The following is a 23023-nucleotide window of genomic DNA, read 5'->3' on the forward strand; positions in this document are numbered from 1 at the left end:
ACCGGCTTCTCGTTACAGTGAAGAACATGAGCACTTCCCCCCGCTTCGACCGCACGCACACCGATGACCTGATGGCCTTCCTGATGGCCTCGCCGTCCCCGTACCACGCCGTGGCGACCGCCGCCGCGCGGCTGGAGAAGGCCGGATTCCGCCAGGTCGAGGAGACGGCCGCCTGGGACGGCACGACGGGTGGGAAGTACGTCCTGCGCGGTGGCGCGATCGTGGCCTGGTACGTGCCGGAGGGCGCCGGGGCCCACACCCCGTTCCGGATCGTCGGCGCGCACACGGACTCGCCGAACCTGCGCGTGAAGCCGCTGCCCGACACCGGCGCGTACGGCTGGCGGCAGGTCGCCGTGGAGATCTACGGGGGCACGCTGCTCAACACCTGGCTGGACCGCGACCTCGGGCTCGCCGGGCGCATCACGCTGCGAGGGGGCACCTCCCAGGCCGAAGGCTCTGGGGGAGGCACGCACCGGCTCGTGAACATCGCCCGGCCGCTGCTGCGCGTCCCGCAGCTCGCCGTGCACCTGGACCGCTCGGTCAATCCCGACGGGCTCAAGCTCGACCGCCAGAAGCACATGCAGCCCATCTGGGGCCTCGGTGACGTGGCCGAGGGCGACCTCATCCGCTTCGTCGCCGACGAGGCGGGCGTCGACGCCGAGGACATCACCGGCTGGGACCTGATGCCGCACCCCGTCGAGGCCCCCTCCTACCTGGGCCGCGACCGCGAGCTGGTCGCCGGTCCCCGGATGGACAACCTGCTGTCGGTGCACGCCGCGACCGCCGCGCTCGCCGCCGTCGCCGGTCTGCCCGACGCCGAGCTGCCCTACATCCCGGTGCTGGCCGCCTTCGACCACGAGGAGAACGGCTCGCAGTCCGACACCGGCGCGGACGGCCCGCTGCTCGGCACGGTCCTGGAGCGCTCCGTGTTCGCCCGCGGCGGCAGCTACGAGGACCGGGCGCGCGCCTTCGCCGGCACCGTCTGCCTCTCCTCGGACACCGGTCACGCCATCCACCCCAACTACGGGGAGCGCCACGACCCGACGCACCACCCGGTCGTCAACGGCGGACCGATCCTGAAGGTCAACGTCAACATGCGGTACGCCACCGACGGCAGCGGCCGGGCCGTGTTCGCCGAGGCGTGCGAGCGGGCGGACGTGCCGTGGCAGACGTTCGTCTCCAACAACTCGATGCCGTGCGGCACGACGATCGGCCCGATCACCGCCGCCCGCCACGGCATCCAGACGGTCGACATCGGTGTGGCCATCCTGTCCATGCACAGCGCCCGTGAGCTGTGCGGCGCCGAGGACCCGGTCCACCTGGCGAACGCGCTGACCGCCTTCCTGGAGGGCTGACCGCCCGTCCCGCGGCCCGGCCCCCCGCCGCATGGCATCGGCCGGGCCGGGTACCCGCCGCATACACGGTCCGGAGCCTCCGGACCGTCGAGGAGGCGGAATCAATGGGACTCGGAGGATGCATCATTCTCATCGGCGTGGGGGCGATCCTGGCCTTCGCGACGGACTGGGAACTGGACAGCGTCAACGTCGGACTGGTCGGCTGGATCCTGATGATCGTCGGGGTCGTCGGGGTGTTCGTCTACGCGTCGGTGATGCGGCGCAGGCGCATGGTCGTACCGCCCTCCACCACGGTGGTGTCCGAGGACGACCGCCGGCTGTGATCCGGCCCCGGAGCGGCCGACCCGTGTGCTCCGATGTCCGGTGATCCCCGATATTCTGGGCACTTGTCCGTGACCCGGAACCGGGCGCGCAAGGCCTGTCAGGGAGCCGCCCGTGGAGTTCCGGTTGCTCGGCCCGGTCTGCGTCGACACGCTGACCGGGCCGCTGCCGCTCGGCCCCGCCAAACGCCGCAGCCTGCTGGCCGCGCTGCTGCTCGGCGCCAACACCCCGGTCTCCATGGCCCGGCTGACGGACTGCCTGTGGGACGACGCGCCCCCGCTGCACGCCCGCACCGTCATCCAGGGCCATGTCTCGCGGCTGCGCGCGCTGCTGGTCGGCGCGGACGCCGAGGCGTACGGGGTGGAGCTGGCCACGCTGGGCGACGCCTACGTGCTGCGGGTGCCCGAGACGCTCCTGGACTCGCACCGCTTCGAGGAACTGCTGATGCTGGCCCGGGAGCAGCGCACCCCGGCCGACACGGTCCTCATGCTGAGGGAGGCCCTGTCCCTGTGGCAGGGCCCGGCGCTCACCGGTACGTACCCCAGCGCCCCGCTCCAGGCGGCCGTGCAGGCGCTGGAGGAGTCCCGGCTGGCGACCGTGGAGCAGCTGGCCCGTGCCTACGGCGAGCAGGGCGAGCACCACCGGGCGGCGGCCGTGCTGCGGGCGGAGTCCGTCGCCCATCCGATGCGGGAGACCCTGGCCGCCTCCCTGATGACGGCGCTGTACCGCTCGGGACGCCAGTCGGAGGCCCTGGACTGGTTCCACCGCACCCGCCGGCTGCTCGCCGACGAGCTGGGCATCGATCCGGGGCGCGAGCTGGCCGACGCGTACGCGCAGATCCTGCGCGGTGAACCGGAACCTCCGGCCGCCGCGGATCCGGCGGAGGCGGCCGCTCCGGCGGAGCCGCCACCGGTACCCGCCGCGGTGCCCGGGGCACGGGACCGGCGCGGCCCGGTCCCGCCCCGCCCCGCCACCGGGCCCGTCCTCCCCGCACCGGTCCCGGCGCACCCCGCCGATCTGCTGCCCCGGGCCCCCCGGGGCTTCCACGGGCGCGCCGCCGAACTGACCGCGCTCTCCCGGGCCGCCGCGGGCGAGGCGCCCGTCTGTCTGGTCACCGGGCCGGCCGGGGTGGGCAAGACCGCGCTGGCGCTGCACTGGGCGCGCCGCTCCCCCGCCGCCTTCCCCGACGGGCGGCTCTTCGCGGATCTGCGCGGATTCGGCGACACGGGCGAGCCGACGCCGCTGGAGGTGCTGCGGGAGTTCCTGCTGGCGCTCGGGGTCGCGCCGCGCCGGGTCCCGGAGTCCGTGGCCGGCGCGGCGGCGCTCTTCCGCTCCCTGACCGACCGGCTCAGCCTGCTCGTGGTGCTGGACAACGTCCGGGACTCCGCCCAGGTCAGGCAGTTGCTGCCGGGCGGTGCGGACTGCGTCACGCTGATCACCAGCCGGCACCGGCTGGAGGGGCTGATCGCCTCCGAGGCCGCCGTGCCCGTCCCGCTGGACGTGCTCGAACCCCTGGACGGCACCGCGCTGCTGGCCGGGGTGCTGGGCGAGGAGCGGGTGCGCGCGGAGCTGGTGGCGGCCCGGCGGCTCGCCGAGCTGTGCGGCGGGCTGCCGCTCGCCCTGCGGGTCACGGCGGCCCGGCTGGCGGGGCGCCCGCAGTGGACGCTGGCCGGGATGGCGGACGAACTGGCCGACGAGCGGAGCCGGCTGAGCTATCTCGACGTGGAGGACACCGGGGTCTCCGCCGCGCTGCGGCTGACCGTGCAGCATCTGCCGCCGGAGGCCGTGCACCAGCTGGCCCGGCTGGGCCACCACCCGGGCAGCCACTTCGATCCGTACACGGCCGCCGCGCTGGCCGGCACCGATCCGGTGGCCGCCGCCGCCGCGCTGGAGCGGCTCGCCACCGCCCATCTGGTCAGCGAGGCGGGGCCGGGGCGCTGGATACTGCACGATCTGGTGCGGCTGTACGCGCGGGAGCTGGATCCGGCGGCCGGGCCCGGGGCGCTGCTGGGCGTGCTCGACCACTACATCGCCACCGCGCTCGCCGCGGCGGACACCGCCGAACCGGGCGGCGAGCCGTGCTTCGTGCTGCCCGGGGACTTCCGGCGGCCCGCCGCCGTGCGGGACTTCACCGACCGGACCGCGGCGATGGACTGGCTGGCGGCCGAGCGCGAGGACCTGTCGCTGGCGGCGGCGGCCGCCCGGGGCGCCGGGCTCGACGACCGGGCCTGGCGGATCATCCTGCTCCAGTGGCCGCACGTCGTGTGGCGGGTGCGGGACGGTTGGGCGCCGATGCTGGAGCTGGCCCTGGCGGCGGCGGAGGCGATCGGGGATCCGTACGCGGAGTCCCGGGTGCGCAATCTGCTGGGCTGGGTGCTGACGGAGGAGGGCCGGACGGCGGAGGCGGTGGCGCTGCTGGAGCCGTCGCCGGGGCTGGCCCGGCAGGTCGGTGACCGGCTCGGCGAGGCGACGGCGCTGATCAACCTGGCGCTCGTCCAGGCCGAGCAGGGCGGGCTCGATCTGGCGCTGGAGGGGTGCGGACGGGCGCTGGAGCTGGCCCGGAAGGAGTCCGACGCCCACACCGAGATGCTGGCCCTCCAGCACCTCGCCCGGATGCAGCTCGCGGCGGGACAGCCGCAGGACGCCCTGGACTCGGCCGGTGCCGCCTTCGATCTGGGTCCCGAGCCCGAGGAGACGGCCCGCCGGGTGCTGCTGACGACGGTCAGCGGTGAGGCGCGGCTCGCCCTGGGCGAGGAGGCCGAGGGGGCACGGCTGCTGGATCTGGCGGCCTCGGAGGCCGAGCGGTCCGGGTACGACGAGGGCGCGGTGCGGGCGCTGGAGGCGCTGTTGCGGGTGACCGCGGCGCCGGAGCACGTACGACGGTACGAGAAGGCGGTCAGGCGGCTCTCCGCCGACGGATGAGCCGGGGGCCCGGACGGGCGGCGGGGGACACGGCCCGCTGCTCCGGCCGTCCCTGCCCGGCCGAACGCGTGCACGCGGCGGGGCGGGCGGCGGGCACGGGCGCACGGACCGCCGCTCCGGCCGACGGCGGGCCGGGCGGCCGTGGTACGGGTGCGCGGGCCCGCCTCTCCGGACGGGGTACGCGCGGGCGGCCCGCGTCCCCCGCCCGTCGCGGGCGCTCCGGTCTCAGCCCTCCTCGTCCATTCCGGCCAGGACCAGCGGCAGCCGTGCGGTGCCCGACGCGGTCACCGTGACGGGAACGCCCCAGTCCTGCTGGTGGACGTGGCAGGCGGGGTACTCGTTGTCGGGGTCGTCGTCGCAGGAGGCGGCCATCGCCGAGACGTGCAGGACGCCCTCGGTGACGCCGTCGGCGAGGACCAGTTCGCGGAAGAGATCGGTGCCCGCGCCCTCGCCCGAGGCCAGCAGCTCCGGCGGGGTGGAGGAGACCAGCAGCCGGGTCGAGGGCCCGTAGCGGGTGTCGAGCTTCTGTCCGGCGGGCGCCTGGAAGACGACGTCGAGCCGGAGGGTGCCGGGGGCGATCTCGGTGGCCGCGCGCTGGGTGCGGTGGGCCCGGTCCGCGACCCGTACCGCCTCCTCGGGCAGCCGCAGCCGGGTCAGCCGGTGGCGGGCGGACTCGACGACGACGAGATCGCCGTCGACGAGCACGGCGTCGCTCGGTTCGCGCAGGTCCGTGGCGAGCGTGGTGACCTCGCCGCTCGCGGGGTCGTAGCGGCGCAGGGCGTGGTTGTACGTGTCGCAGATCGCGACGGATCCGTCGGGCAGCGCGGTGACGCCCAGCGGGTGCTGGAGCAGCGCCTGGCCCGCGGCCCCGTCGCGGTGGCCGAAGTCGAAGAGGCCGGTGCCGACGGCGGTGTGCACGGCTCCGTCGCGGTCGACCCAGCGCACGGCGGAGGTCTCCGAGTCGGCGACCCAGAGCCGGTCCGGGGTCGCGGCGAGCCCGGAGGGCTGGGCGAACCAGGCCTCGGCGCCCGGCCCGTCGACCAGCCCTTCGTTGGTGGTGCCGGCCGCGACCCGTACGGTGCCGTCCTCGGGGTCGTACGTCCACAGCTGGTGGACACCGGCCATGGCGATCCAGAGCCTGCCGTCGAACCAGGCGACGTCCCACGGCGAGGAGAGGTCCGTCTCCGGGCCGGGGCCGCTGGTGGGCGCGCCCTGCCACCACTGGCGGCCGGTGCCGGCGAGGGTCGTCGTCTCCCCGGTCGCGAGGTCGAGGGCGCGGATCGCGTGGTTCACGGTGTCGGCGACGGCGATCCGCCCGTCGGGCAGGACGGCCAGCCCCTGGGGCTCGCTGAACCGGACCTTCTCGGGCCCGCCGTCCGTGAGGCCGCGCTCGCCCGAGCCGAAGTGCCGGCGGACCGTCTCGCCGTCCGCGTCCAGCTCGACCAGCCGGTGGCGCGTGGTGTCGGAGACCAGGAAGCCGCCGTCGGGCAGGAGCAGCGCCTTGCCCGGGAAGCGCAGATGCGTGGCGACCGGCTCGGGCGCCACATAGGGCCCGTCACCGCGCCGCAGGGTGCCCTTGGCGGCGTGCTCGGTCTCCAGCTCCTCGACCAGCTTCTCGATGGCGTGGGCGTGGCCCTCACCGGCGTGCTGGGCGACGACATAGCCCTCGGGGTCGATCACGACGAGGGTGGGCCAGGCGCGGACCGCGTACTGCTTCCAGGTGGTCAGCTCGGGATCGTCCAGCACCGGGTGGTGCACCTCGTACCGCTCGACGGCGTCGACGACCGCCTGGTGCTCCGCCTCGTGGACGAACTTCGGGGAGTGCACGCCCACGATCACGACGGTGTCGCGGTGCTTCTCCTCCAGCGCGCGCAGCTCGTCGAGCACATGCAGACAGTTCACACAGCAGAAGGTCCAGAAATCGAGGATGACAATGCGTCCCCGCAGGTCGGAGAGGGTGTACTGCTGATCGCCTGTATTGAGCCAGCCGCCCTTGCCGATGAGTTCGGGGGCCCGGACGCGTGCACGTGTCGCCATGGGAACAGTCAACAGCACCGTGGCGTTCCCGCATTCCCCCAGGGGCTCGGGGAACCTGTGAGCCATGAGACTTCTTGTGCGTGAGCGACTGTTCGGCATCGGTGACGACTACTGGATCGAGGACGAGAACGGCCGCAAGGTCTTCCTCGTCGACGGCAAGGCCATGCGGGTGCGCGACACCTTCGAGCTGAAGGACTCCCAGGGCCGCATCGTCGCGGAGATCCGGCAGAAGCTGCTCAGCCTCCGCGACACCATGCTGATCGAGCGCGACGGCGAACAACTGGCCAAGGTCAAGCGCAAGCGCCTCTCCCTGCTCCGCAACCACTACCGCGTGACCCTCGTCGACGGCACCGAGCTCGATGTCAGCGGCAAGATCCTCGACCGCGAGTTCGCCGTCGACTACGATGGCGAACTCCTTGCCCAGATCTCCCGCCGCTGGCTCACCGTCCGCGACACCTACGGCATCGACATCGTCCGCGACGACGCCGACGCCTCCCTCCTCATCGCGGTGGCGGTCTGCGTCATCGTCCTCGCGGAGAAGGAACACGAGGACTGAGCGGTCCGTACCGCCCGAAGGGCCCCTGTTTCACGTGAAACAGGGGCCCTTCGGCAGACCGGGCGGAGCGGGACGGTGTGGCCGGCTACAGCCGCCGGTCCTTGAGCGCCGGGAACTGTTCGCGCGTGGAACCGACCTTCGACGGGTCGAACTCCACGGTCAGGATCTCCTCACCGGAACCCGCCTCGGCCAGGATCTCGCCCCAGGGGTCGACCACGATGCTGTGGCCGGCCTGCTCGATTCCGGCGTGGGTGCCGGCGGAGCCGACGGCGAGGACGTACGCCTGGTTCTCGACGGCGCGGGCCTGGGCGAGCAGGGTCCAGTGGGCGCGGCGGCGCTCGGGCCAGCCGGCGGCGACGACGAGGGTTTCGGCGCCGGCGTCGACGAGGCCGCGGAAGAGTTCGGGGAAGCGGAGGTCGTAGCAGGTGGCGAGGCCGAGCGTGGTGTCCGGGAGGGAGACGGTCACCAGCGTCTCGCCGGCGCCCATCATGACGGCCTCGCCCTTGTCGAAGCCGAAGCGGTGGATCTTGCGGTAGGCGGCGGCCCGCGCGCCCTCGGGGGTGAAGACGAGCGTGGTGTTGTAGAGCGTGCCGTCCGGGTCGCGTTCGACGAAGGAGCCGGCGTGCAGCCAGACACCCGCCTCGGCGGCCGCCTCGGCCATCAGGGTGTGGGTGGGGCCCAGCAGCGGCTCGGCCTCGGCCTCGAAGGCGGTGTAGGCGAAGGCGCCGACCGGCCACAGCTCGGGCAGGACCACCAGATCCGCGCCCCGCTGCGCGAGGACGAGGGAAACCGCGCGGTCCCTGCGGGAACTGACGGATTCGTCCGGGTCTACTGCGATCTGGATGAGGGAGGCGCGCACACTACCACCGTCCTGACATTCGAGCCGTCAACACCGGCCTACGATCGTCACACGAAAGCACTGCCGGGGTGCCTGATCGCAGCGTAACTTAGCGACCGAACCTCATCGCAGCTCGCAGCCCGCACCCAGCACGCCAGCCCATGCACCGCAGAACCGCCACGAGGGGTCCCGTGACCGTCCATCCCAGCCTCCAGACCTACGCCGACGCCTGGACCCACTCCATCGAGTCGATAGCCGAGCTGGTGAGCCCGCTCACCGAGGGGGAGTGGAACGGCCGCACGCCCTGCCCCAACTGGTCGGTGCGCGACATCGTGTCGCACATCATCGGCATGGAGTGCGAACAGCTCGGTGATCCGCGTCCGATCCACACCCTGCCGCGCGATCTCTACCACGTGCAGAGCGACTTCGCCCGCTACATGGAGATGCAGGTCGACGTCCGCCGTCACCACACCGGCCCGGAGATGACCTCCGAGCTGGAGTACACGATCATTCGGCGCTCCCGTCAGCTGCGCAACGAGACGCGTGCCCCGGAGACCATGACGCGGGCGCCGCTCGGGGCCGAGCAGACGCTCGAAGTGGCGCTGCGGATGCGGGCCTTCGACGTGTGGGTGCACGAGCAGGATCTGCGGACCGCGCTGGGCCGGCCCGGCAATCTGGACTCTCCCGGTGCTGCGGTCGCCCGGGACATCCTGCTCCTGGGGCTGCCGAAGGTGGTGGCCAAGGACGCGGGCGCCCCGGCCAATTCGGCGGTCGTGCTGGATGTGCACGGTCCGGTGGAGTTCCTGCGCACCGTCAGGGTGGACGCCGAGGGCCGCGGTTCGGTGGACGGCGCACCGTCGCTGGGCCCCGCGGTGACGCTGGCGATGGACTGGGAGACGTACGTACGGCTGGCCTGCGGGCGGGTGCGGCCGGGCGCGGTCGCGGACCGGGTCAAGGCCGAGGGCGACCAGGAGCTGGCCGAGGCCATCCTGCGGAACTTCGCGGTCACCCCGTAACGCGTCGTCCGGCGGTGCCCGCCCCCGTCGGGGAGTGGGCACCGCCGGACGCGCTGGACCGGTCAGGCCGGTACGTGCACGGCTTCCACGCGGCTGATCACATGGTGCTCGCGCTCCCGGTGCGCGGCCTTGAGCCGCAGCCGCAGGATCTGCGCGACACCGAGCGCCTCCAGGACGAAGACCGAGGAGAACGCGACGCGGTAGTCGTCACCGGTCGCGTCGAGCAGCACGCCGACGGCGAAGAGCGTGGTCATCGAGGCGATGAAACCGCCCATGTTGACGATGCCCGAGGCCGTGCCCTGGCGCTCCGGCGGGTTGGCCGGGCGGGCGAAGTCGAAGCCGATCATCGAGGCGGGCCCGCAGGCACCCAGCACGACGCACAGGGTGATCAGCAGCCACATCGGGGCGCGGTCCCCGGGGTGCAGGATCGTCGCCGCCCACAGGAGCGCGGTCGTCCCGACCGTCCCCAGGGCCAGCGGCAGCCGCGCCGCGTGGTGCCGGGCGATGATCTGGCCGTAGACCAGGCCGATCGCCATGTTAGAGAGCACCACCAGCGTCAGCAGCTCCCCCGCCGTCCCCCGGCTCAGCCCCTGGTCCTCCACCAGGAACGGCAGCCCCCACAGCAGCAGGAACACCATGGCCGGGAACTGCGTCGTGAAGTGCACCCACATCCCGAGCCGCGTGCCGGGCTCCCGCCAGGAGGCGGCGATCTGCCGGCGGACGTACGCGACACCGGCGTGCTCGACGGGCGGCGGCTCGAAGCCCTCGGGGTGGTCCTTCAGGAAGAGCAGGACGAGCACCAGCACCACGACACCGGCCAGGGCGCTGCCGACGAAGGTCTGGGTCCAGCCGAAGCCGTGCAGGGAGCGGGCGATCACGAGCGTCGAGACGAGGTTGCCCGCCATGCCGAACAGGGCCGCGACCTGCCCGATCAGCGGTCCGCGCCGGGCCGGGAACCAGCGCGCCCCCAGCCGGAGCACGCTGATGAACGTCATCGCGTCGCCGCAGCCCAGCAGGGCGCGGGAGGCGAGCGCGGTGCCGTACGACGGGGAGAGCGCGAAGCCGAGCTGGCCGAGGGTGAACAGCACGGCGCCCAGGGCCAGGACCTTCTTGGTGCCCAGCCGGTCGACCATGAGGCCGACGGGTATCTGCATGCCCGCGTAGACGAGCAGTTGGAGGATGGAGAAGGTGGACAGCGCCGAGGCGTTGACGTGGAAGCGGTCGGCCGCGTCGAGTCCCGCGACACCGAGGCTGGTGCGGAAGATGATCGCGACGAAGTAGACGGCGACGCCGATGCCCCAGACCCAGGCGGCACGCCGGCCGCCGGGCGGATCACCGGGCAGGGACAGGGTGGGGGCGGCGGCGGAACTCACCGGTCCTCACCCCGGACCAGCACCTTGACCCGGCCGACGTGGCGGCGGACGACCTGGGCGGCGCCCTCCTCGTCACCGGACCTGATCGCCTCCAGCAGCTCGCCGTGCTCGGCGATGTTGGCGGCGATCCTGCCGGGGTGGGCCTCCATGACGGCGACGCCCATCCGCAGCTGGCGGTCACGCAGCTGGTCGTAGAGGCGGGAGAGGATCTCGTTGCCCGCGTGGCGGACGATCTCGGCGTGGAAGCAGCGGTCCTTCACGGACACGGCGGCCAGGTCACCGGCCTCCGACAGCTGCCGCTGCTCCTCCAGCAGCTGTTCCAGCCGGACGATCAGCGTGGCGGGGGCGGGCACCGCCCGGCGTACGGCGAACTCCTCGACCAGCAGCCGGGTCTCCACGACGTCCGCGATCTCCTGGGCGGAGACGGCGAGCACCAGGGCGCCCTTCTTCGGGTAGAGCTTGATCAGCCCCTCGACCTCCAGCCGCAGCAGCGCCTCGCGCACGGGCGTCCGGGACACCCCCACGGCCTCGGCGAGATGGCCTTCGGTCAGCAGCGTCCCGCCCTCGTAGCGGCGGTCCAGGACGGCGTCCTTGATGTGGGTGTAGACCCGCTCGGCGGCGGGCGGCGGCTTCACGGGCGGCAGGGCGGGGGACGGGGCTGGGGCAGGCATGCACACAGCATAGATACAACATGGACGCAAGACGGAACCGTTCCAGGATGCGGACGCCGGCGACCGGAAGCACCGCCCCCGGATGTCACGAGAAATCACCCCTCATGCACCGCAACCATTCATGCCCCCCAAAAGTCTCATCAGCGCGCGGCACCCTCATGTGGCCGCATTCCAGGGGCGTTTGGAGCGTTCAACTTGAAAATCGGCATTAAGGGCATAAGGCGCGTTTCCGCCACCGCCACGGTGGCGCTCACCGCGGGGGCCGTCGTCGCGAGCGGCGCCTTCGCCTCCACGGCACAGGCCGCCACGCCGCCGACTCCCTCGATCGTCGCCAAGGGCGGCTTCGTGATGAACAACGGCACGGGGAAGACCCTCTTCACCAAGGCCGCGGACACCCGCCGCTCCACCGGCTCCACCACGAAGATCATGACCGCCCGGGTGGTCCTGGCCCAGAAGGGCCTGAACCTGGACTCCAAGGTCACGATCCAGAAGGCGTACAGCGACTACATCGTCGCCAAGGGCGCCTCCTCGGCTCGCCTCATCGTGGGCGACAAGGTCACCGTCCGCCAGCTGCTGTACGGCCTGATGCTGCCGTCCGGCTGCGACGCCGCGTACGCGCTGGCCGACAAGTTCGGCTCCGGCACCACGCGCGCGGCCCGGGTGAAGTCGTTCCTCGGCAAGATGAACAGCACGGCCAAGTCGCTCGGCATGAAGAACACGCACTTCGACTCGTTCGACGGCATAGGGAACGGGTCCAACTACTCGACCCCGCGCGATCTGACGAAGCTCGCCAGCAGTGCGATGAAGTACTCCACGTTCCGCACGATCGTGAAGACGAAGTCGACGAAGCAGAAGGTCACCACGAAGAGCGGCGGCTACCGCTACATGGCGTGGACCAACACCAACAAGCTGCTCGGCACCTACAGCGGCACGATCGGTCTGAAGACCGGTTCCGGCCCGACGGCCAAGTACTGCCTGGTCTTCGCGGCCACCCGCAACGGCAAGACGGTCATCGGCACCGTCCTGGCCTCCACCTCGGAGGCGGCCCGCACCTCGGACGCGAAGAAGCTCATGGACTACGGCTTCAAGAAGTAGCCCGCTCGGCCCGGCACGGGTCGGCCGGCACGTCACAGGAGGGGTCCCGCACGCCGCGGGGCCCCTCCCGTCGTGTGCGGGGAGGCCCGACCGCCCCGTCACCGGCAGACCCTAGGGTGGGCGGATGCCCCCGGCCTTCGACCTCCGCGACGAACTGCCCGCCGCCCTCGCCGGACCCCCGGCGGCCTGGCGGTTCGTCGAACGCTTCGCCGCACGACTCGGCGCACCGGCCGGACCGGACGACGGCTTCCCGGAGTCCGAACTCGCCGCCGCCGAAAGCCGGCTCGGACTACGGCTGCCGGAGGCGATGCGCGAGTGGTACGGCCGGTTCGGACGCCGCCACGACCTCCTGCACGGGGCGAGGACACTGCTGCCCCCGGACGAGCTGGAGGCGGACGACGAGGCCCTGACCTGGCAGGTGGAGAGCTTCTGGCTGTACCAGATCGCCGTGCCGCTCGACCGGTGCGGGGAGGCCGACCCGCCCGTGGTGATCGACGGGACCTCGCAGGCGTACGAGAACTGGGAACCGTACGCGGACCGCTTCTCCACCGCGTGCGTGGAAACGGTGCTGTCGGAGAACACCCTGTGCGGCGACTGGGGCGGCTGGACCCGGGAAGGGCTGCCCGGCGACACCGCGCGCCTGGAGCGGTCCCTCGCCCTCGTACCACCGCTGCTGACCGTGGGCGGCACGGAGAGGGCGGGCCGCTGGTACGCGGGCGCCGACGTCCTGGTGCACCACGACCGCACGGACGACGCGGTGGAGGCGGGACGGCTGTACGTCCGCGCCCTGACGCGGGAGGCGCTGGACGAGAGCCTGACCGCGCTCCCGGGACCGTGGACGGAGACGGCAGCCGGCTGAACGGCCGCCGGGCGAGGGGTTCGCGAGGCGGCCGAGAGGATTTCGCCGTCGGCCGATCCGGTGGCACGCGGTACGGCACGGCGGCACGATGCCCGCATGCGCCCCGTTCTCGTCCTTGTCCACAGCCCCTCCGTGGGGCCCTCCACCTGGCAGCCGGTGGCCGAACGGCTGACGGACCTGGGGCACCGGGTGCGCGTGCCGTCCCTGCTGGATGTGGGCGCGGGCGGACCACCGTTCTGGCCCCGGGCCGCCTCGGCCGTCCGGGACGGGCTGGCCGGGATTCCGGCGGACCACCCCGTCGTCCTGGTCGCGCACAGCAACGCGGGGCTGTTCCTCCCGGCCGTCCGTGCGGAATTGGACCACCCGGTGGCGTCCTCGGTCTTCGTCGACGCCGCGCTGCCGGCCCGCACCGGCCCGACCCCCGTGGCACCGCCCGAACTCCTGGACTTCCTCCGCCCCCTGGCCGTGGACGGGACGCTGCCGCGCTGGACGGACTGGTGGGACGAGGCGGACGTGGCCCCGATGTTCCCGGGCCCGGACCCGGCCCTGCGCCGGCGGATCACCGAGGAGCAGCCCAGGCTGCCGCTCTCCTACTACGAGCAGCACGTACCGGTCCCCGAGGGCTGGGACGACCACCCCTGCTCCTATCTGCTGTTCGGGCCGCCGTACGAGGACACGGCCGAGGACGCACGCGAACGGGGCTGGCGGACGGCGCTTCTGCCCGGCGAGCACCTGCACCAGACCGTCGACCCCGAGGGCACGGCCCGGCTTCTCCTGGAACTCTCCGGCAACAGCGGGGCCTCGGAGGCGGAACGGCCGTAGCGCGGCCGTTCCCGCGACGGCGGGGCCGCGCGACGTCTACGCGCACGCCTCCTGCCACAAGATGGCTGCCGCACCGTGGGAGGGACGCGATCTCACCCCCGAACCGATGGCCCGCTCACCGGACTTCGGCGGCCGGCCTCGCGGCACGGGCGGTGAGGTGGCGTCGTTCGGGGGCGCTGGTGGCCCGGCGGGCGGCGTCCCGGTACTGCGCGGCGGCGGAGGCGGTGTCGCCGAGCAGTTCCAGGAGATGGGCGCGGGTGGCGAAGAGGCGGTGGTGGCCGGCCATCCGCTTGTCGTCCTCCAGTCCGGCGATCAGGTCGAGCCCGGCCGCCGGCCCGTGCACCATGGCGACGGCGACCGCCTTGTTGAGCGTGACCATGGGGTTCGGCGCCAACTCCTCCAGGAGTCCGTACAGGAGCAAAATCTGCGGCCAGTCCGTGGCGTCCACGTGCGCGGCCTCGTCGTGGACGGCGGCGACGGCCGCCTGCACCTGGTACGGCCCGACCTCGCCGCGCGGCAGCGTCGCGGTGAGCAGGGCGACGCCCTCGGCGATCAGGTCCTGGTCCCAGCGGCTCCGGTCCTGCTCGGCCAGCGGGACCGGATCGCCGCCGGGGCCCGTGCGGGCGGGGCGGCGGGCGTCGGTGAGGAGCATCAGCGCCAGCAGCCCGGCGGTCTCGGTGTCCTCGGGCAGCAGCCGGTGCAGCCAGCGGGTCAGCCGGATCGCCTCGGCGGACAGGGCCGGTGCGGTCAGATCGTCCCCGTCCGTCGTCACGTACCCCTCGTTGAAGATCAGGTACAGCACGTGCAGCACGGCCCGCTGCCGCTCCGCACGGTCCGAGGCACCGGGCATCCGCAGCGGTTCCCCGGATGCCTTGATCGTCTGCTTGGCCCGGCTGATGCGCTGGGCCATCGTCGCCTCCGGTACGAGGAACGCCGCCGCGATCTGCGCGGTGCTCAGGCCCCCGACCGCCCGCAGCGTCAGCGCGATGCGGCTCGGTGCGGACAGGGCGGGGTGGCAGCAGAGGAAGAGGAGCGCCAGCGAGTCGTCCCGGTCCGTGGCCGCGTCCGCGTCGGCGGCCCGGCTCAGCAGCTCCGCCTGCGGGGTCGCCAGCGCCAACCGGTCCTCGCGGAGCCGCCGCGCCCGCTCGCTGCGGACCTGGTCCACCAGCCTGCGCGAGGCGACGGTGACCAGCCAGCCCCGGGGGTTCTCCGGCGTCCCCTCCACCGGCCACTGCACCGCTGCCGCGAGCAGCGCCTCCTGCACGGCGTCCTCGCACGCGTCGAAGCCGCCGTACCGGCGCACCAGCGCGCCGAGGACCTGCGGCGCGAGCTCACGCAGCAGGTCCTCGGTGCGAAGGTCCTCGGCGGGGCCGCCCTCCACGCGGTGGCGGTCCTCGGCAGGGACGTCCTCGGCGCAACCAGCCTGACTCACACGTCCGCCGCGGACTCGTGCAGCACGGGCCACAGCTCGACCGGGTCCTCCGACGCGAACGGCATGTCCGCCGCGATCTCCTCCGCCCGCTCCTGGCTCTCGCAGTCCAGCAGGTAGAAGCTGGCGATGTACTCCTTCGTCTCCAGGTACGGCCCGTCCGTCACGGCCGGCACCCCGTCCTTCCGCCGCACCAGCCTGGCGTTGACCGCGTCCGCCAACCCGTAGGCCCCCAACAGCTCCCCGCTCTCGCGGTACTTCGCGTTGAACGCCTCCTGCGCGGCGATCGCCTCCGGCCACGCCTCGGCCGGGAAGGAGTCCCACTTCTCCTGGTTGCCGTAGATCATCGCGATGTACTTCATCTCGGGTGTCCTCCCGCTCCGGCGCACCCCTCCGGCGCGCTGTCACCCTTCAGTCGGAGCGGACGGCCGGGCCTCGACATCGGGCCGACACTTTCTCCGAACTTTCTTCGCGCCCCCCCCGTGCGGCTGCGGATGATCACGATAAGCCCCTCACTCCCGGAGGACCTCGGGCACCGTACGTCTCCCTGTCCTGAGGGAACTCCGCGAGCAGCGCAGGTCATGATGTGCGGATGGTGATGAGTGAGGCGGAACTCCTGAATCTTCTGCGGGAACTGGACGACCCCCACCATCTGGAGTGGCCGAAGGGTTATGACCGGGCCCGTGTCGCCGCCACGTTCGAGAGGCTGGTGCGCCGCCTTGAGAAGGACTTCGGAGCGCCCTGCCCGTTCGACCAGGACGAACAGGACACCAGCGCGTACGGACGCGTCCACGTCCCGGCCGAGGCGACCGTCTGCGGCACACGGATCGTCGTCTGCGTCAGCAAGTTCGGCTTCCTGGCCGAGGTCTGCGCCGACAATCCGGGCGCCTACTTCGGTACGGAGGACGCCCGCTCGGAGGGGGCGCTCGCCCCTTCGGACCTTGCCCTCGTGGAACGGGCCCTGGCCGCTCTCGGCTATGTCAGCGTCCCCGAGGAGCTGTTGGAGACCGACTACCAGGGCCCGTGCGAACTGGGCCGGCATACGGAGCGACCCACATGGTGGACGCGCTTTTTCGGCATGCAATGAGGCGTGGCGGGGCGCCTCCGCTCGCGGCTCAGCCCTGGCGGATCTCGGCCTGGAAGGCGTCCCAGGCAGCGGGGGCGACGACGAGGACGGGACCGTCGGTCCGCTTGGAGTCGCGGACGGCGACGGTGGCGAGAACGTTGCGGGCGACCTCGACGCACTCGCCGTTCGGTTCGCTGTAGCTGGACTTGGTGAAGCGGAAGTCAGTCATTCGTTCATCCCCTTGGCGATGCTCTCGATGAATCGCATCGAGTCGTACGGCGACAGGCTCATGGCACAGGTGCGGGCGAACAGCTCGGCATACGAAGCGCTCTCCTCGACGCCCTCCACCCAGTTGGTGGTACGCAGCCCATCCATGTGCACGACGTCCACCGCCCCCTCCTCGGCAAACGTGAGGATATTGAAGGACCCACCACCGCAAGAATGTACCCCTGCCCTGAAGGGGAGCACCTGGACATCGATGGTCGGTTCGTCTGCCAGCGCCCGCAGGTGCTCAAGTTGCTGACGCATGACCTGGGGTCCGCCGATCATCTGGCGGAGAGCGGCTTCCCACACCACGGCATGCACGCGGAGGGGTTCAGCGCCGCGCAACCTCCGTTGGCGACGCACACGAACGTCAACGATACGTTCGACTTCGTCGATCTCGTCCGGCGACACAGCCGCCACGGCCAAGGCCCTCATGTACTCGGGCGTCTGGAACAGGCCGGGAACGAGCGCTAGTTGCCACGTCCGTACCTTTACGGCGACGTCCTCCATGGCGATGTACTCCCGAAGATTGCCCGCCGACAGCGACCCGACCCACCACCCCTTCGCCTTGCGGCGCTCCCGGTCGAGCTTGGCCAGCCGCAGCAGGGACTGCACGGCCTGAGGGCTTTCCACTCCGTACAGACCGCACAGGGCAACAACGTCGGGATCGCGGAAGGGAACCCAGCCACGCTCCATCTTGGCAACCTTCGCCGCCTGGGCGCTGAGAGCCTCTGCGGCCTGCGCTTGATTGAGCCCGGCAGCCTCTCGGAGGGCAAGCAACTGCCCGCCCAACTGTCGCGCGAGAACGGTGGAAACCCGATTCCCCAGAGCTGCTTGAGACTTCCGCACCGTTCAACCTCCCACGTGTCGCACCAGTCTGCATCGGACGATCGGACAGCCACAATCACTCCTGCGGGGATAATTATCTCCGAGAGATTGTGGCGGAGTCGCCGGATCGCTACGTTCGGTGCAGAGCGCAACACCCAGAGGCATCGCCTTGGCGGAAGCGCACCACCCTGCCCCGCAGGGCCCAGCACTGCCACCGCCCAACCCAGAGAGGCACGCGACCATGACCGCAGCCCAGGAGAAGATCCCCGCGCCCGACCCCGTCCCCCCGCTTCACGAGGACACGCTCGCGTATACGCCGACGGCGCGGAGCGTCACGTTGGCTCGGAGGCGGGTGGCGCGGCTGGTGCGGGAGTGGGGGTACGGGGCGCGGGCCGGGGAGGCGGCGCTGTTGACCGGGGAGTTGGCGACCAACGCGCTGTTGCACGGATCGGTGCGGGAGCGGCTGTTTCAGGTGCGGGTCGCGGTCGTGGGGGACGTGCTGCGGATCGAGGTGGCGGATCCACGGGCGGACCGGCTGCCCGGGGTGCGGGAGGCGGGGGACACGGACTGCTTCGGGCGGGGGCTGGTGGTCGTGGACGCGATCGCGGACCGCTGGGGTGTCGAGCCCCGGTGCGTGGGGAAGACGGTGTTCGCCGAACTGGTGCTGGGGCACGCGGCGGACGCGGCGGCAGGCCGCCTGCCCGTGGGCTGACGGCCTGCCGAAGGGGGCCCCGGGGGTCAGCGGGGCCAGGCGCAGTGGACGTGGCGGCTGTGACCGGCGTTGCCGGGGCCGAGGACTTCCGTCGCGCCGAGCTTCTTGCAGGCGGCCATGAGCTGCTTGTGCGGGGCGCCGCTGCCGACGTGGCGGCCGTTGATGTAGTTGAGGTCGAAGGCGATGCCCGCGTAGTGGCGGGAGCGGGTGCTGTGGTCGCCGCCGACCATCTCGGAGACGGAGATGCGGAAGCCGTACTGGGTACGGAGCTTGAGCAGGCCGTTCAGCATGCGCGGGTCGAGCGCCACGCGGCGGTTGGGCTTGTCGCCCCAGGGGCTGGTGAGCGCGCCCTTGCCGTTGGCCGTGTCGATGACGTTCTGGCGGACCGTCGAGCCGGCGTGCGTGCCGCCCGGGTGGACCGTGGCGAGGCTGATCTGCTTCTGGGCCAGGATCTGCTTGGCGAGGGACGCCCGGGTGTCCGCCTTGAGGGCGGGGCGGTCGGACGCCACCGCGACCGACGTGGTCAGGGCGGTCGCGGCCACGAGGCCGGCCAGCAGGCGGGCGGCGGTGCGGTGCGCGGGGAGGGACGTAGTCATGGGAACTCCTCGGTGACGGTGTGGCGTTGATGGGGTGGGTGGGCGGGATCGTGCAACGTCGGCGCCCGAGCCGTGGTGGCTAGCTGGTGCGGGTGCCCAGGGCCTTCAGTTCCGCCGCGCTGCCCCGGAAGACGTTGCGGTCGGCCGGGCCGTCGATCCCCGCCACGCGGGCGCGGTCGGTGTACTGCCAGAACGTCCAGGCGCGCCCCGCCCCGGGCACCTGCTGCGGCTCCTTCGCGCCGCTGCCGTAGCGGGCGAGCCAGAGGGGGTGTCCGGCGAACACCTGGCCCTTGCCGTTCATGCAGTCGTGCACGAAGGACGCGCGGGTGTAGACGATCGGGGTGACGCCGAAGGCCCTCTTCGTCTCGTTGAGGAAGGCCCGGATCTGGTCCGCGCGCAGCGCCTTCGGGCAGACCTCCTTGCCGCCCTTGACGGGCAGCTTCTCCACGTCGAGGACCGGCGGGAGTTCACCCGGCGCACCGCCCTTGTAGCCGGCGGCCCGGACGGTCGTGACGAAGTGGCGGGCCTGGGCGGCGCCGTCGCCCGTGCTGCGGGGGTCGAAGAAGTGGTACGGGGCGCGCAGCAGCGAGGTCCGGGAGGCGGCGGCGTAATCACGGGCGAACCAGCCGTCCTTGACCGAGACGCCCTGGGTGGCCTTGAGGAACGCGAAACGGTGGGAGCCCGCCACCCGCTTCCAGTCGATCGCGGTGTCGCTCTTGTTCCCGTGGTTGTGGTGGCTGGTGTCCACACCGGTCACGGCGTACGACGTGGGTGGTGCGGCCTGGGCCCCCGGCGCGGGGGCGCCGAGCGTCAGCAGCGTCGCTCCCACGACCGCTCCGGCCAGCGCGGCACGCACTCGTACGGGTGATGTCGGATGCATACGCGGAACTCCTTGCTTCTGAGGTGAACGGGCCCCACGGCTCCCCGCCGGTCACGAAACGCGCAGGCCGGAGCACCCCTGCGAAGGGGCGGTATCGGGGTGGGGGTCGCGGGGCTCTCGGGCCGTCCGCTCCTCAACTGTGCCGCACGGAACGCGGCTTTCACTACGATCTGCGTCCCGCACGTCGATGCGCCTAGGCATGCTCCTGATGCACGGCGTTGACCTGCGACTATGCACACGGACGCTTCGGAGACACGCATGACGGAGACCACGGGGACCGCCCAGGGGACGCAGCCCGGACGGGCCCTCGCCGCACTCCTGAGGTCCTGGTGGGAGGCGTCGGCCCGGGAAGGCCGCGACAAACCCACGCAGCAGTCCCTCGCCAAACGGCTCGGGATCGACCAGACCACGCTGTCGCGCTATCTGAACCCCCGCCACACGTCCAACGCCCCGCGCCGGATCGTCGAGCGCCTGCACGAGGTGCTGCACGCCCCCGAGGACGACCTCGCGCGGGCGTGCGCCCTGGCCGACGCGGCGGCCGAGGCCGCGCCCGGCCGCCGGCGTACGACCGGCGCCCCCTCCCCGGCCCCGGAGGCCCAGGACCCGAAAGCCCCGGAAGCCCTGGACGACTCCGGCCCCGACGCCACCACCACGGCCGCACCGGCCCCCGCCGCCGAGGTGCCGCGCCCCCGCCGCCCCCTGACCCGGCTCCCCGCCGTCCTCCCCGGCCTGGCGGTCACCGCTCTGTTCCTGCTGGTGGTCGGGGGGCTCGTGTGGTGGGCGGTACCGGCACCCGGCGACGACGCGAAGGCCACCACCGGCACCGCCGCGACGACGAGCGCGGCGGACTGGCCGGTCATCAGCAAGGGCCATGTCCTCTGGGGCGCCCGCACCGTGCAACTGCTGCTGCGGGCCCACGCGTACGACGTGAAGGTCGACGCCGACTACGGCCCCGCCACGGCCGCCGCCGTCACCCGCTTCCAGACCGCCCACGGGCTGAACCCGGACGGCAGGGTGGGCCCCGACACCTGGCGGCTGCTGATCATCCGGGTCGACTCCCGCACCACCCAGGCGGACGCCGTCACCGCCGTGCAGTACCTCCTCCACCGCGCCGGGGTGCAGACCGACAACACCGGGACGTACACCCCCTCGACCATGCGGTCACTGAAGGAGTTCCAGTCCTCCCACGCCCTGCCCGCCACGGGCACCGCCGACGAGGACACCTGGCGGGCGCTGATCCACGCCCAGGGCGCCGGCCTGCACAAGTAGTCCCGGGGACCCGCCGCTCAGAGGCCGTCCGCCCGCTCCAGCGCCTCCGCGATCATCCGCGTCGCGAACGCGCGGTCGTCGGTGATCCGGTTGATCTGCTCCGCCAGCAGGAACGCCGTGGCCTCCAGCGGATTCATCTCGGCGCTCGTCCACTCCCCGTACTGCTTGCGCCAGAGGTTCGGGCTCAGGCCGGTGCCGGCCGCGATGACCAGTCCCGCCATCGTGGGGATGACCTCGGGGCTCACGCTCCGGGGCATCCGGCCCAGCGAGACCACCAGACCGGGGATCACGTACTCGATGACGTCCTTGTCGTGCGCCTCGTGCGTCCGCCGCAGCCAGGTCATGAACATGTAGATGAGCGTGCACGTCCCGTCCAGGACCTCGGCGGCGCCCTCGGGACCCAGCGACGTCAGGTACTGCTCGGCCAGCTCCCGCTGCTCGGGGGAGCTCGACCCTCCGTCGTAGACGCCCTTGAGGCGGGAGTCGATCAGCAGGAGGGCCGCGCTCACATCGCCGACGGACGCGAACGCGGGATCGCAACTCGATGTCACAGGGCCTCTCTCCTCAGGTCGCGGGGGTGAACTGCCCGGCCGCTTCGCAGCGTAGGGGCCCGCGCACGCACAAGGGGCGGGCCCGCGCGAAAACCGCACGGACCCGCCCCTTTCCTGCTAAACGCCTGCCGGGCGCGTCACTACGCCCAGGTGATCAGCCGCTTCGGCTGCTCCAGGATCGCGGCGACGTCCGCCAGGACCTTGGAGCCCAGCTCGCCGTCGACCAGGCGGTGGTCGAACGACAGCGCCAGCGTGGTCACCTGACGCGGCTTCACCTTGCCCTTGTGGACCCAGGGCTGGAGCTTGATCGCGCCCACCGCGAGGATCGCGGACTCGCCCGGGTTCAGGATCGGGGTGCCGGTGTCGACGCCGAAGACGCCGACGTTGGTGATGGTCACCGTGCCGCCCGCCATCGCGGCGGGGGACGTCCGGCCCTCACGGGCGGTGGAGACCAGCTCGGCCAGCGACGCGGCCAGCTGCGGCAGCGTCTGCTCGTGCGCGTCCTTGATGTTCGGCACGATCAGGCCGCGCGGGGTGGCGGCGGCGATGCCCAGGTTGACGTAGTGCTTGCGCACGATCTCCTGGTTCGCCTCGTCCCAGGCGGCGTTGACGTCCGGGTTCCGCTTGATCGCGACGAGGAGGGCCTTGGCGATGATCAGGAGCGGGTTGACCCGCACCCCCGCCATGTCCCTGTCCTCCTTCAGCTCCGCCACGAGCTTCATCGTGCGCGTCACGTCGACGGTCACGAACTCGGTGACGTGCGGCGCGGTGAACGCGCTGCCCACCATCGCCTGCGCGATCGCCTTGCGGACGCCCTTGACGGGGATGCGCGTCTCGCGCGCACCCGCCTCGACGGGCACGGCGACCGGAGCCGCCTCGTCCGCGAGCGCCGCCACGACGGACTCGGCCGGGGCCGCCACCGGGGCGGGCGCGGGCGTCGCCGCCGCGTGCACGTCCTCGCGGGTGATGATGCCGCCCTCACCGGTCGGGGTGACCGTCGCCAGGTCGATGCCCAGGTCCTTGGCCAGCTTGCGGACCGGCGGCTTGGCCAGCGGACGGGCGTCGGGGACACGTCCGGCGTGCCCGTTCAGCTCGCCCTGGACGGCGGCCGCGGCGGCCGCCGGCGCGCCCGTGGCCGGAGCGGTGCCCTTGCGGGCGCGCCGCTTGGTGGAGGACTCGGCGACGCCGTAGCCCACCAGCACGGGCTGGCGGCCCTTGGGCTCCTCCGCGTCCGGGGCCGCCTCCGGCTCCGGCGCGGCGGCCGGGGCCGCGTCGCCGGAGCCCGGCGCCACGTCCACCGCGATGATCACCTGGCCGACGTCGACGGTGGTGCCCTCGGGGAAACGCAGCTCGTGGACGACCCCGTCGAACGGGATCGGCAGCTCCACGGCCGCCTTCGCCGTCTCGACCTCGCAGACGACCTGGCCGTCGGAGACGGTGTCCCCGGGCTGGACGTACCACTTGAGGATCTCGGCCTCGGTCAGTCCCTCGCCCACGTCGGGCATCTTGAACTCACGGAAGCGAGCGGCGTTGGAAGTGTCGGTCATCGTTGTCACGCCCCAG

Annotated in this window: 23 protein-coding genes; 11 read left to right on the forward strand and 12 right to left on the reverse strand. The window is 72.5% G+C overall.

All coding sequences use genetic code 11. The annotated features are described in order from the left end of the window. Positions 1-26 precede the first annotated feature (26 nt). From ACFVDM_RS00935 to ACFVDM_RS00945, 3 genes are all read left to right on the forward strand, one after another. Entirely contained in the window at positions 27-1355 is a 1329-nt protein-coding gene (locus ACFVDM_RS00935; RefSeq protein ID WP_383631101.1) for a M18 family aminopeptidase, read from the forward strand. A gap of 104 nt (positions 1356-1459) precedes the next feature. Continuing rightward, on the forward strand, positions 1460-1678 hold the full coding sequence (locus ACFVDM_RS00940) for a DUF6458 family protein (protein WP_383631104.1): 219 nt from the start codon (positions 1460-1462) through the stop codon (positions 1676-1678). Positions 1679-1790: 112 nt separating this feature from the next. Then, complete coding sequence (locus ACFVDM_RS00945) at positions 1791-4598, forward strand: BTAD domain-containing putative transcriptional regulator (protein ID WP_383631107.1); 2808 nt, start codon at positions 1791-1793, stop codon at positions 4596-4598. Positions 4599-4823: 225 nt separating this feature from the next. Here ACFVDM_RS00945 and ACFVDM_RS00950 read toward each other — a convergent pair whose 3' ends face one another. Next, positions 4824-6635, reverse strand: a complete 1812-nt coding sequence (locus ACFVDM_RS00950; RefSeq protein WP_383631110.1) for an NHL domain-containing thioredoxin family protein — start codon at positions 6633-6635, stop codon at positions 4824-4826. A 64-nt stretch (positions 6636-6699) separates the two neighbouring features. On the opposite strand from ACFVDM_RS00950, the gene ACFVDM_RS00955 reads away from it, so the two are divergent. Continuing rightward, positions 6700-7191 (forward strand): LURP-one-related/scramblase family protein, encoded by a 492-nt coding sequence (locus tag ACFVDM_RS00955; protein WP_383631113.1) that lies wholly within the window; start codon positions 6700-6702, stop codon positions 7189-7191. Positions 7192-7276: 85 nt separating this feature from the next. Here the strand turns inward: ACFVDM_RS00955 and ACFVDM_RS00960 are convergent, their stop codons facing one another. Then, positions 7277-8050, reverse strand: a complete 774-nt coding sequence (locus tag ACFVDM_RS00960) for a carbon-nitrogen family hydrolase (protein ID WP_383631116.1) — start codon at positions 8048-8050, stop codon at positions 7277-7279. A gap of 170 nt (positions 8051-8220) precedes the next feature. On the opposite strand from ACFVDM_RS00960, the gene ACFVDM_RS00965 reads away from it, so the two are divergent. Further along, positions 8221-9045, forward strand: a complete 825-nt coding sequence (locus ACFVDM_RS00965) for a maleylpyruvate isomerase family mycothiol-dependent enzyme (RefSeq protein ID WP_383631119.1) — start codon at positions 8221-8223, stop codon at positions 9043-9045. A gap of 62 nt (positions 9046-9107) precedes the next feature. On the opposite strand, the gene ACFVDM_RS00970 is transcribed toward ACFVDM_RS00965, so the two are convergent. Together ACFVDM_RS00970 and ACFVDM_RS00975 are read right to left on the reverse strand one after the other, a co-directional pair. Further along, positions 9108-10418: a nitrate/nitrite transporter gene (locus ACFVDM_RS00970; RefSeq protein WP_383631122.1), complete on the reverse strand. Its 1311-nt coding sequence runs from the start codon at positions 10416-10418 to the stop codon at positions 9108-9110. Continuing rightward, the gene (locus ACFVDM_RS00975; RefSeq protein ID WP_383631125.1) at positions 10415-11089 is read right to left on the reverse strand and encodes a GntR family transcriptional regulator; all 675 of its coding nucleotides are present in this window, start codon (positions 11087-11089) and stop codon (positions 10415-10417) included. The genes ACFVDM_RS00970 and ACFVDM_RS00975 overlap by 4 nt, the downstream gene beginning before the upstream one ends. A 195-nt stretch (positions 11090-11284) precedes the next feature. Between ACFVDM_RS00975 and ACFVDM_RS00980 the strand changes: the two genes are divergently transcribed. The 3 genes from ACFVDM_RS00980 (at position 11285) to ACFVDM_RS00990 (ending at position 13865) form a co-directional block, all read left to right on the forward strand. Continuing rightward, entirely contained in the window at positions 11285-12184 is a 900-nt protein-coding gene (locus ACFVDM_RS00980; protein WP_383631128.1) for a D-alanyl-D-alanine carboxypeptidase family protein, read from the forward strand. Positions 12185-12308: 124 nt separating this feature from the next. After that, on the forward strand, positions 12309-13043 hold the full coding sequence (locus ACFVDM_RS00985) for a hypothetical protein (RefSeq protein WP_383631131.1): 735 nt from the start codon (positions 12309-12311) through the stop codon (positions 13041-13043). Positions 13044-13139: 96 nt separating this feature from the next. Beyond that, positions 13140-13865, forward strand: coding sequence for an alpha/beta hydrolase (locus tag ACFVDM_RS00990; RefSeq protein ID WP_383631134.1), 726 nt, complete (start codon positions 13140-13142; stop codon positions 13863-13865). A gap of 115 nt (positions 13866-13980) precedes the next feature. On the opposite strand, the gene ACFVDM_RS00995 is transcribed toward ACFVDM_RS00990, so the two are convergent. Together ACFVDM_RS00995 and ACFVDM_RS01000 are read right to left on the reverse strand one after the other, a co-directional pair. Then, complete coding sequence (locus ACFVDM_RS00995; protein ID WP_383632115.1) at positions 13981-15246, reverse strand: RNA polymerase sigma factor; 1266 nt, start codon at positions 15244-15246, stop codon at positions 13981-13983. A 47-nt stretch (positions 15247-15293) separates the two neighbouring features. Next, entirely contained in the window at positions 15294-15656 is a 363-nt protein-coding gene (locus tag ACFVDM_RS01000; RefSeq protein ID WP_383631137.1) for a YciI family protein, read from the reverse strand. Between the two features lie 230 nt (positions 15657-15886). Here ACFVDM_RS01000 and ACFVDM_RS01005 point away from each other — a divergent pair, with 230 nt between their 5' ends. Further along, positions 15887-16381, forward strand: coding sequence for a hypothetical protein (locus ACFVDM_RS01005; protein WP_383631140.1), 495 nt, complete (start codon positions 15887-15889; stop codon positions 16379-16381). Between the two features lie 28 nt (positions 16382-16409). Here the strand turns inward: ACFVDM_RS01005 and ACFVDM_RS01010 are convergent, their stop codons facing one another. Together ACFVDM_RS01010 and ACFVDM_RS01015 are read right to left on the reverse strand one after the other, a co-directional pair. Next, complete coding sequence (locus tag ACFVDM_RS01010) at positions 16410-16589, reverse strand: DUF397 domain-containing protein (RefSeq protein ID WP_383631143.1); 180 nt, start codon at positions 16587-16589, stop codon at positions 16410-16412. Continuing rightward, complete coding sequence (locus ACFVDM_RS01015) at positions 16586-17416, reverse strand: DUF5753 domain-containing protein (protein WP_383631146.1); 831 nt, start codon at positions 17414-17416, stop codon at positions 16586-16588. Before ACFVDM_RS01015 ends, ACFVDM_RS01010 begins: the two co-directional genes overlap by 4 nt. Before the next feature lie 277 nt (positions 17417-17693). Here ACFVDM_RS01015 and ACFVDM_RS01020 point away from each other — a divergent pair, with 277 nt between their 5' ends. Next, the gene (locus ACFVDM_RS01020; protein ID WP_383631148.1) at positions 17694-18164 is read left to right on the forward strand and encodes an ATP-binding protein; all 471 of its coding nucleotides are present in this window, start codon (positions 17694-17696) and stop codon (positions 18162-18164) included. A gap of 26 nt (positions 18165-18190) precedes the next feature. Here the strand turns inward: ACFVDM_RS01020 and ACFVDM_RS01025 are convergent, their stop codons facing one another. Both ACFVDM_RS01025 and ACFVDM_RS01030 read right to left on the reverse strand, forming a co-directional pair. Further along, positions 18191-18760 carry a hypothetical protein gene (locus ACFVDM_RS01025; RefSeq protein WP_383631151.1) on the reverse strand — a complete coding sequence of 190 codons (570 nt, stop codon included), beginning with the start codon at positions 18758-18760 and terminating at the stop codon, positions 18191-18193. A gap of 79 nt (positions 18761-18839) precedes the next feature. Then, entirely contained in the window at positions 18840-19640 is an 801-nt protein-coding gene (locus tag ACFVDM_RS01030; protein WP_383631154.1) for a glycoside hydrolase family 25 protein, read from the reverse strand. Positions 19641-19898: 258 nt separating this feature from the next. Here ACFVDM_RS01030 and ACFVDM_RS01035 point away from each other — a divergent pair, with 258 nt between their 5' ends. Next, positions 19899-20909, forward strand: coding sequence for a peptidoglycan-binding protein (locus ACFVDM_RS01035; RefSeq protein ID WP_383631156.1), 1011 nt, complete (start codon positions 19899-19901; stop codon positions 20907-20909). Positions 20910-20926: 17 nt separating this feature from the next. On the opposite strand, the gene ACFVDM_RS01040 is transcribed toward ACFVDM_RS01035, so the two are convergent. Both ACFVDM_RS01040 and ACFVDM_RS01045 read right to left on the reverse strand, forming a co-directional pair. Further along, a complete protein-coding gene (locus tag ACFVDM_RS01040) occupies positions 20927-21460 on the reverse strand; it encodes a hypothetical protein (RefSeq protein ID WP_383631159.1) in 534 nt (177 codons plus the stop codon). A 140-nt stretch (positions 21461-21600) separates the two neighbouring features. After that, on the reverse strand, positions 21601-23016 hold the full coding sequence (locus ACFVDM_RS01045; RefSeq protein WP_383631162.1) for a dihydrolipoamide acetyltransferase family protein: 1416 nt from the start codon (positions 23014-23016) through the stop codon (positions 21601-21603). Positions 23017-23023 lie beyond the last annotated feature (7 nt).

It is taken from the genome of Streptomyces sp. NPDC057682 (genome assembly GCF_042799575.1).
GTDB lineage: Bacteria > Actinomycetota > Actinomycetes > Streptomycetales > Streptomycetaceae > Streptomyces.

What these genes read in the sequence shown, in the direction of transcription:
- ACFVDM_RS00935 (WP_383631101.1), top strand. Translation starts at nt 27, where the DNA reads ATGAGCACTTCCCCCCGCTTCGACCGCACGCACACCGATGACCTGATG.
- ACFVDM_RS00940 (WP_383631104.1), top strand. Translation starts at nt 1,460, where the DNA reads ATGGGACTCGGAGGATGCATCATTCTCATCGGCGTGGGGGCGATCCTG.
- ACFVDM_RS00950 (WP_383631110.1), bottom strand. Translation starts at nt 6,635, where the DNA reads ATGGCGACACGTGCACGCGTCCGGGCCCCCGAACTCATCGGCAAGGGC.
- ACFVDM_RS00955 (WP_383631113.1), top strand. Translation starts at nt 6,700, where the DNA reads ATGAGACTTCTTGTGCGTGAGCGACTGTTCGGCATCGGTGACGACTAC.
- ACFVDM_RS00975 (WP_383631125.1), bottom strand. Translation starts at nt 11,089, where the DNA reads ATGCCTGCCCCAGCCCCGTCCCCCGCCCTGCCGCCCGTGAAGCCGCCG.
- ACFVDM_RS00985 (WP_383631131.1), top strand. Translation starts at nt 12,309, where the DNA reads ATGCCCCCGGCCTTCGACCTCCGCGACGAACTGCCCGCCGCCCTCGCC.
- ACFVDM_RS00990 (WP_383631134.1), top strand. Translation starts at nt 13,140, where the DNA reads ATGCGCCCCGTTCTCGTCCTTGTCCACAGCCCCTCCGTGGGGCCCTCC.
- ACFVDM_RS01000 (WP_383631137.1), bottom strand. Translation starts at nt 15,656, where the DNA reads ATGAAGTACATCGCGATGATCTACGGCAACCAGGAGAAGTGGGACTCC.
- ACFVDM_RS01005 (WP_383631140.1), top strand. Translation starts at nt 15,887, where the DNA reads ATGGTGATGAGTGAGGCGGAACTCCTGAATCTTCTGCGGGAACTGGAC.
- ACFVDM_RS01010 (WP_383631143.1), bottom strand. Translation starts at nt 16,589, where the DNA reads ATGACTGACTTCCGCTTCACCAAGTCCAGCTACAGCGAACCGAACGGC.
- ACFVDM_RS01020 (WP_383631148.1), top strand. Translation starts at nt 17,694, where the DNA reads ATGACCGCAGCCCAGGAGAAGATCCCCGCGCCCGACCCCGTCCCCCCG.
- ACFVDM_RS01025 (WP_383631151.1), bottom strand. Translation starts at nt 18,760, where the DNA reads ATGACTACGTCCCTCCCCGCGCACCGCACCGCCGCCCGCCTGCTGGCC.
- ACFVDM_RS01030 (WP_383631154.1), bottom strand. Translation starts at nt 19,640, where the DNA reads ATGCATCCGACATCACCCGTACGAGTGCGTGCCGCGCTGGCCGGAGCG.
- ACFVDM_RS01035 (WP_383631156.1), top strand. Translation starts at nt 19,899, where the DNA reads ATGACGGAGACCACGGGGACCGCCCAGGGGACGCAGCCCGGACGGGCC.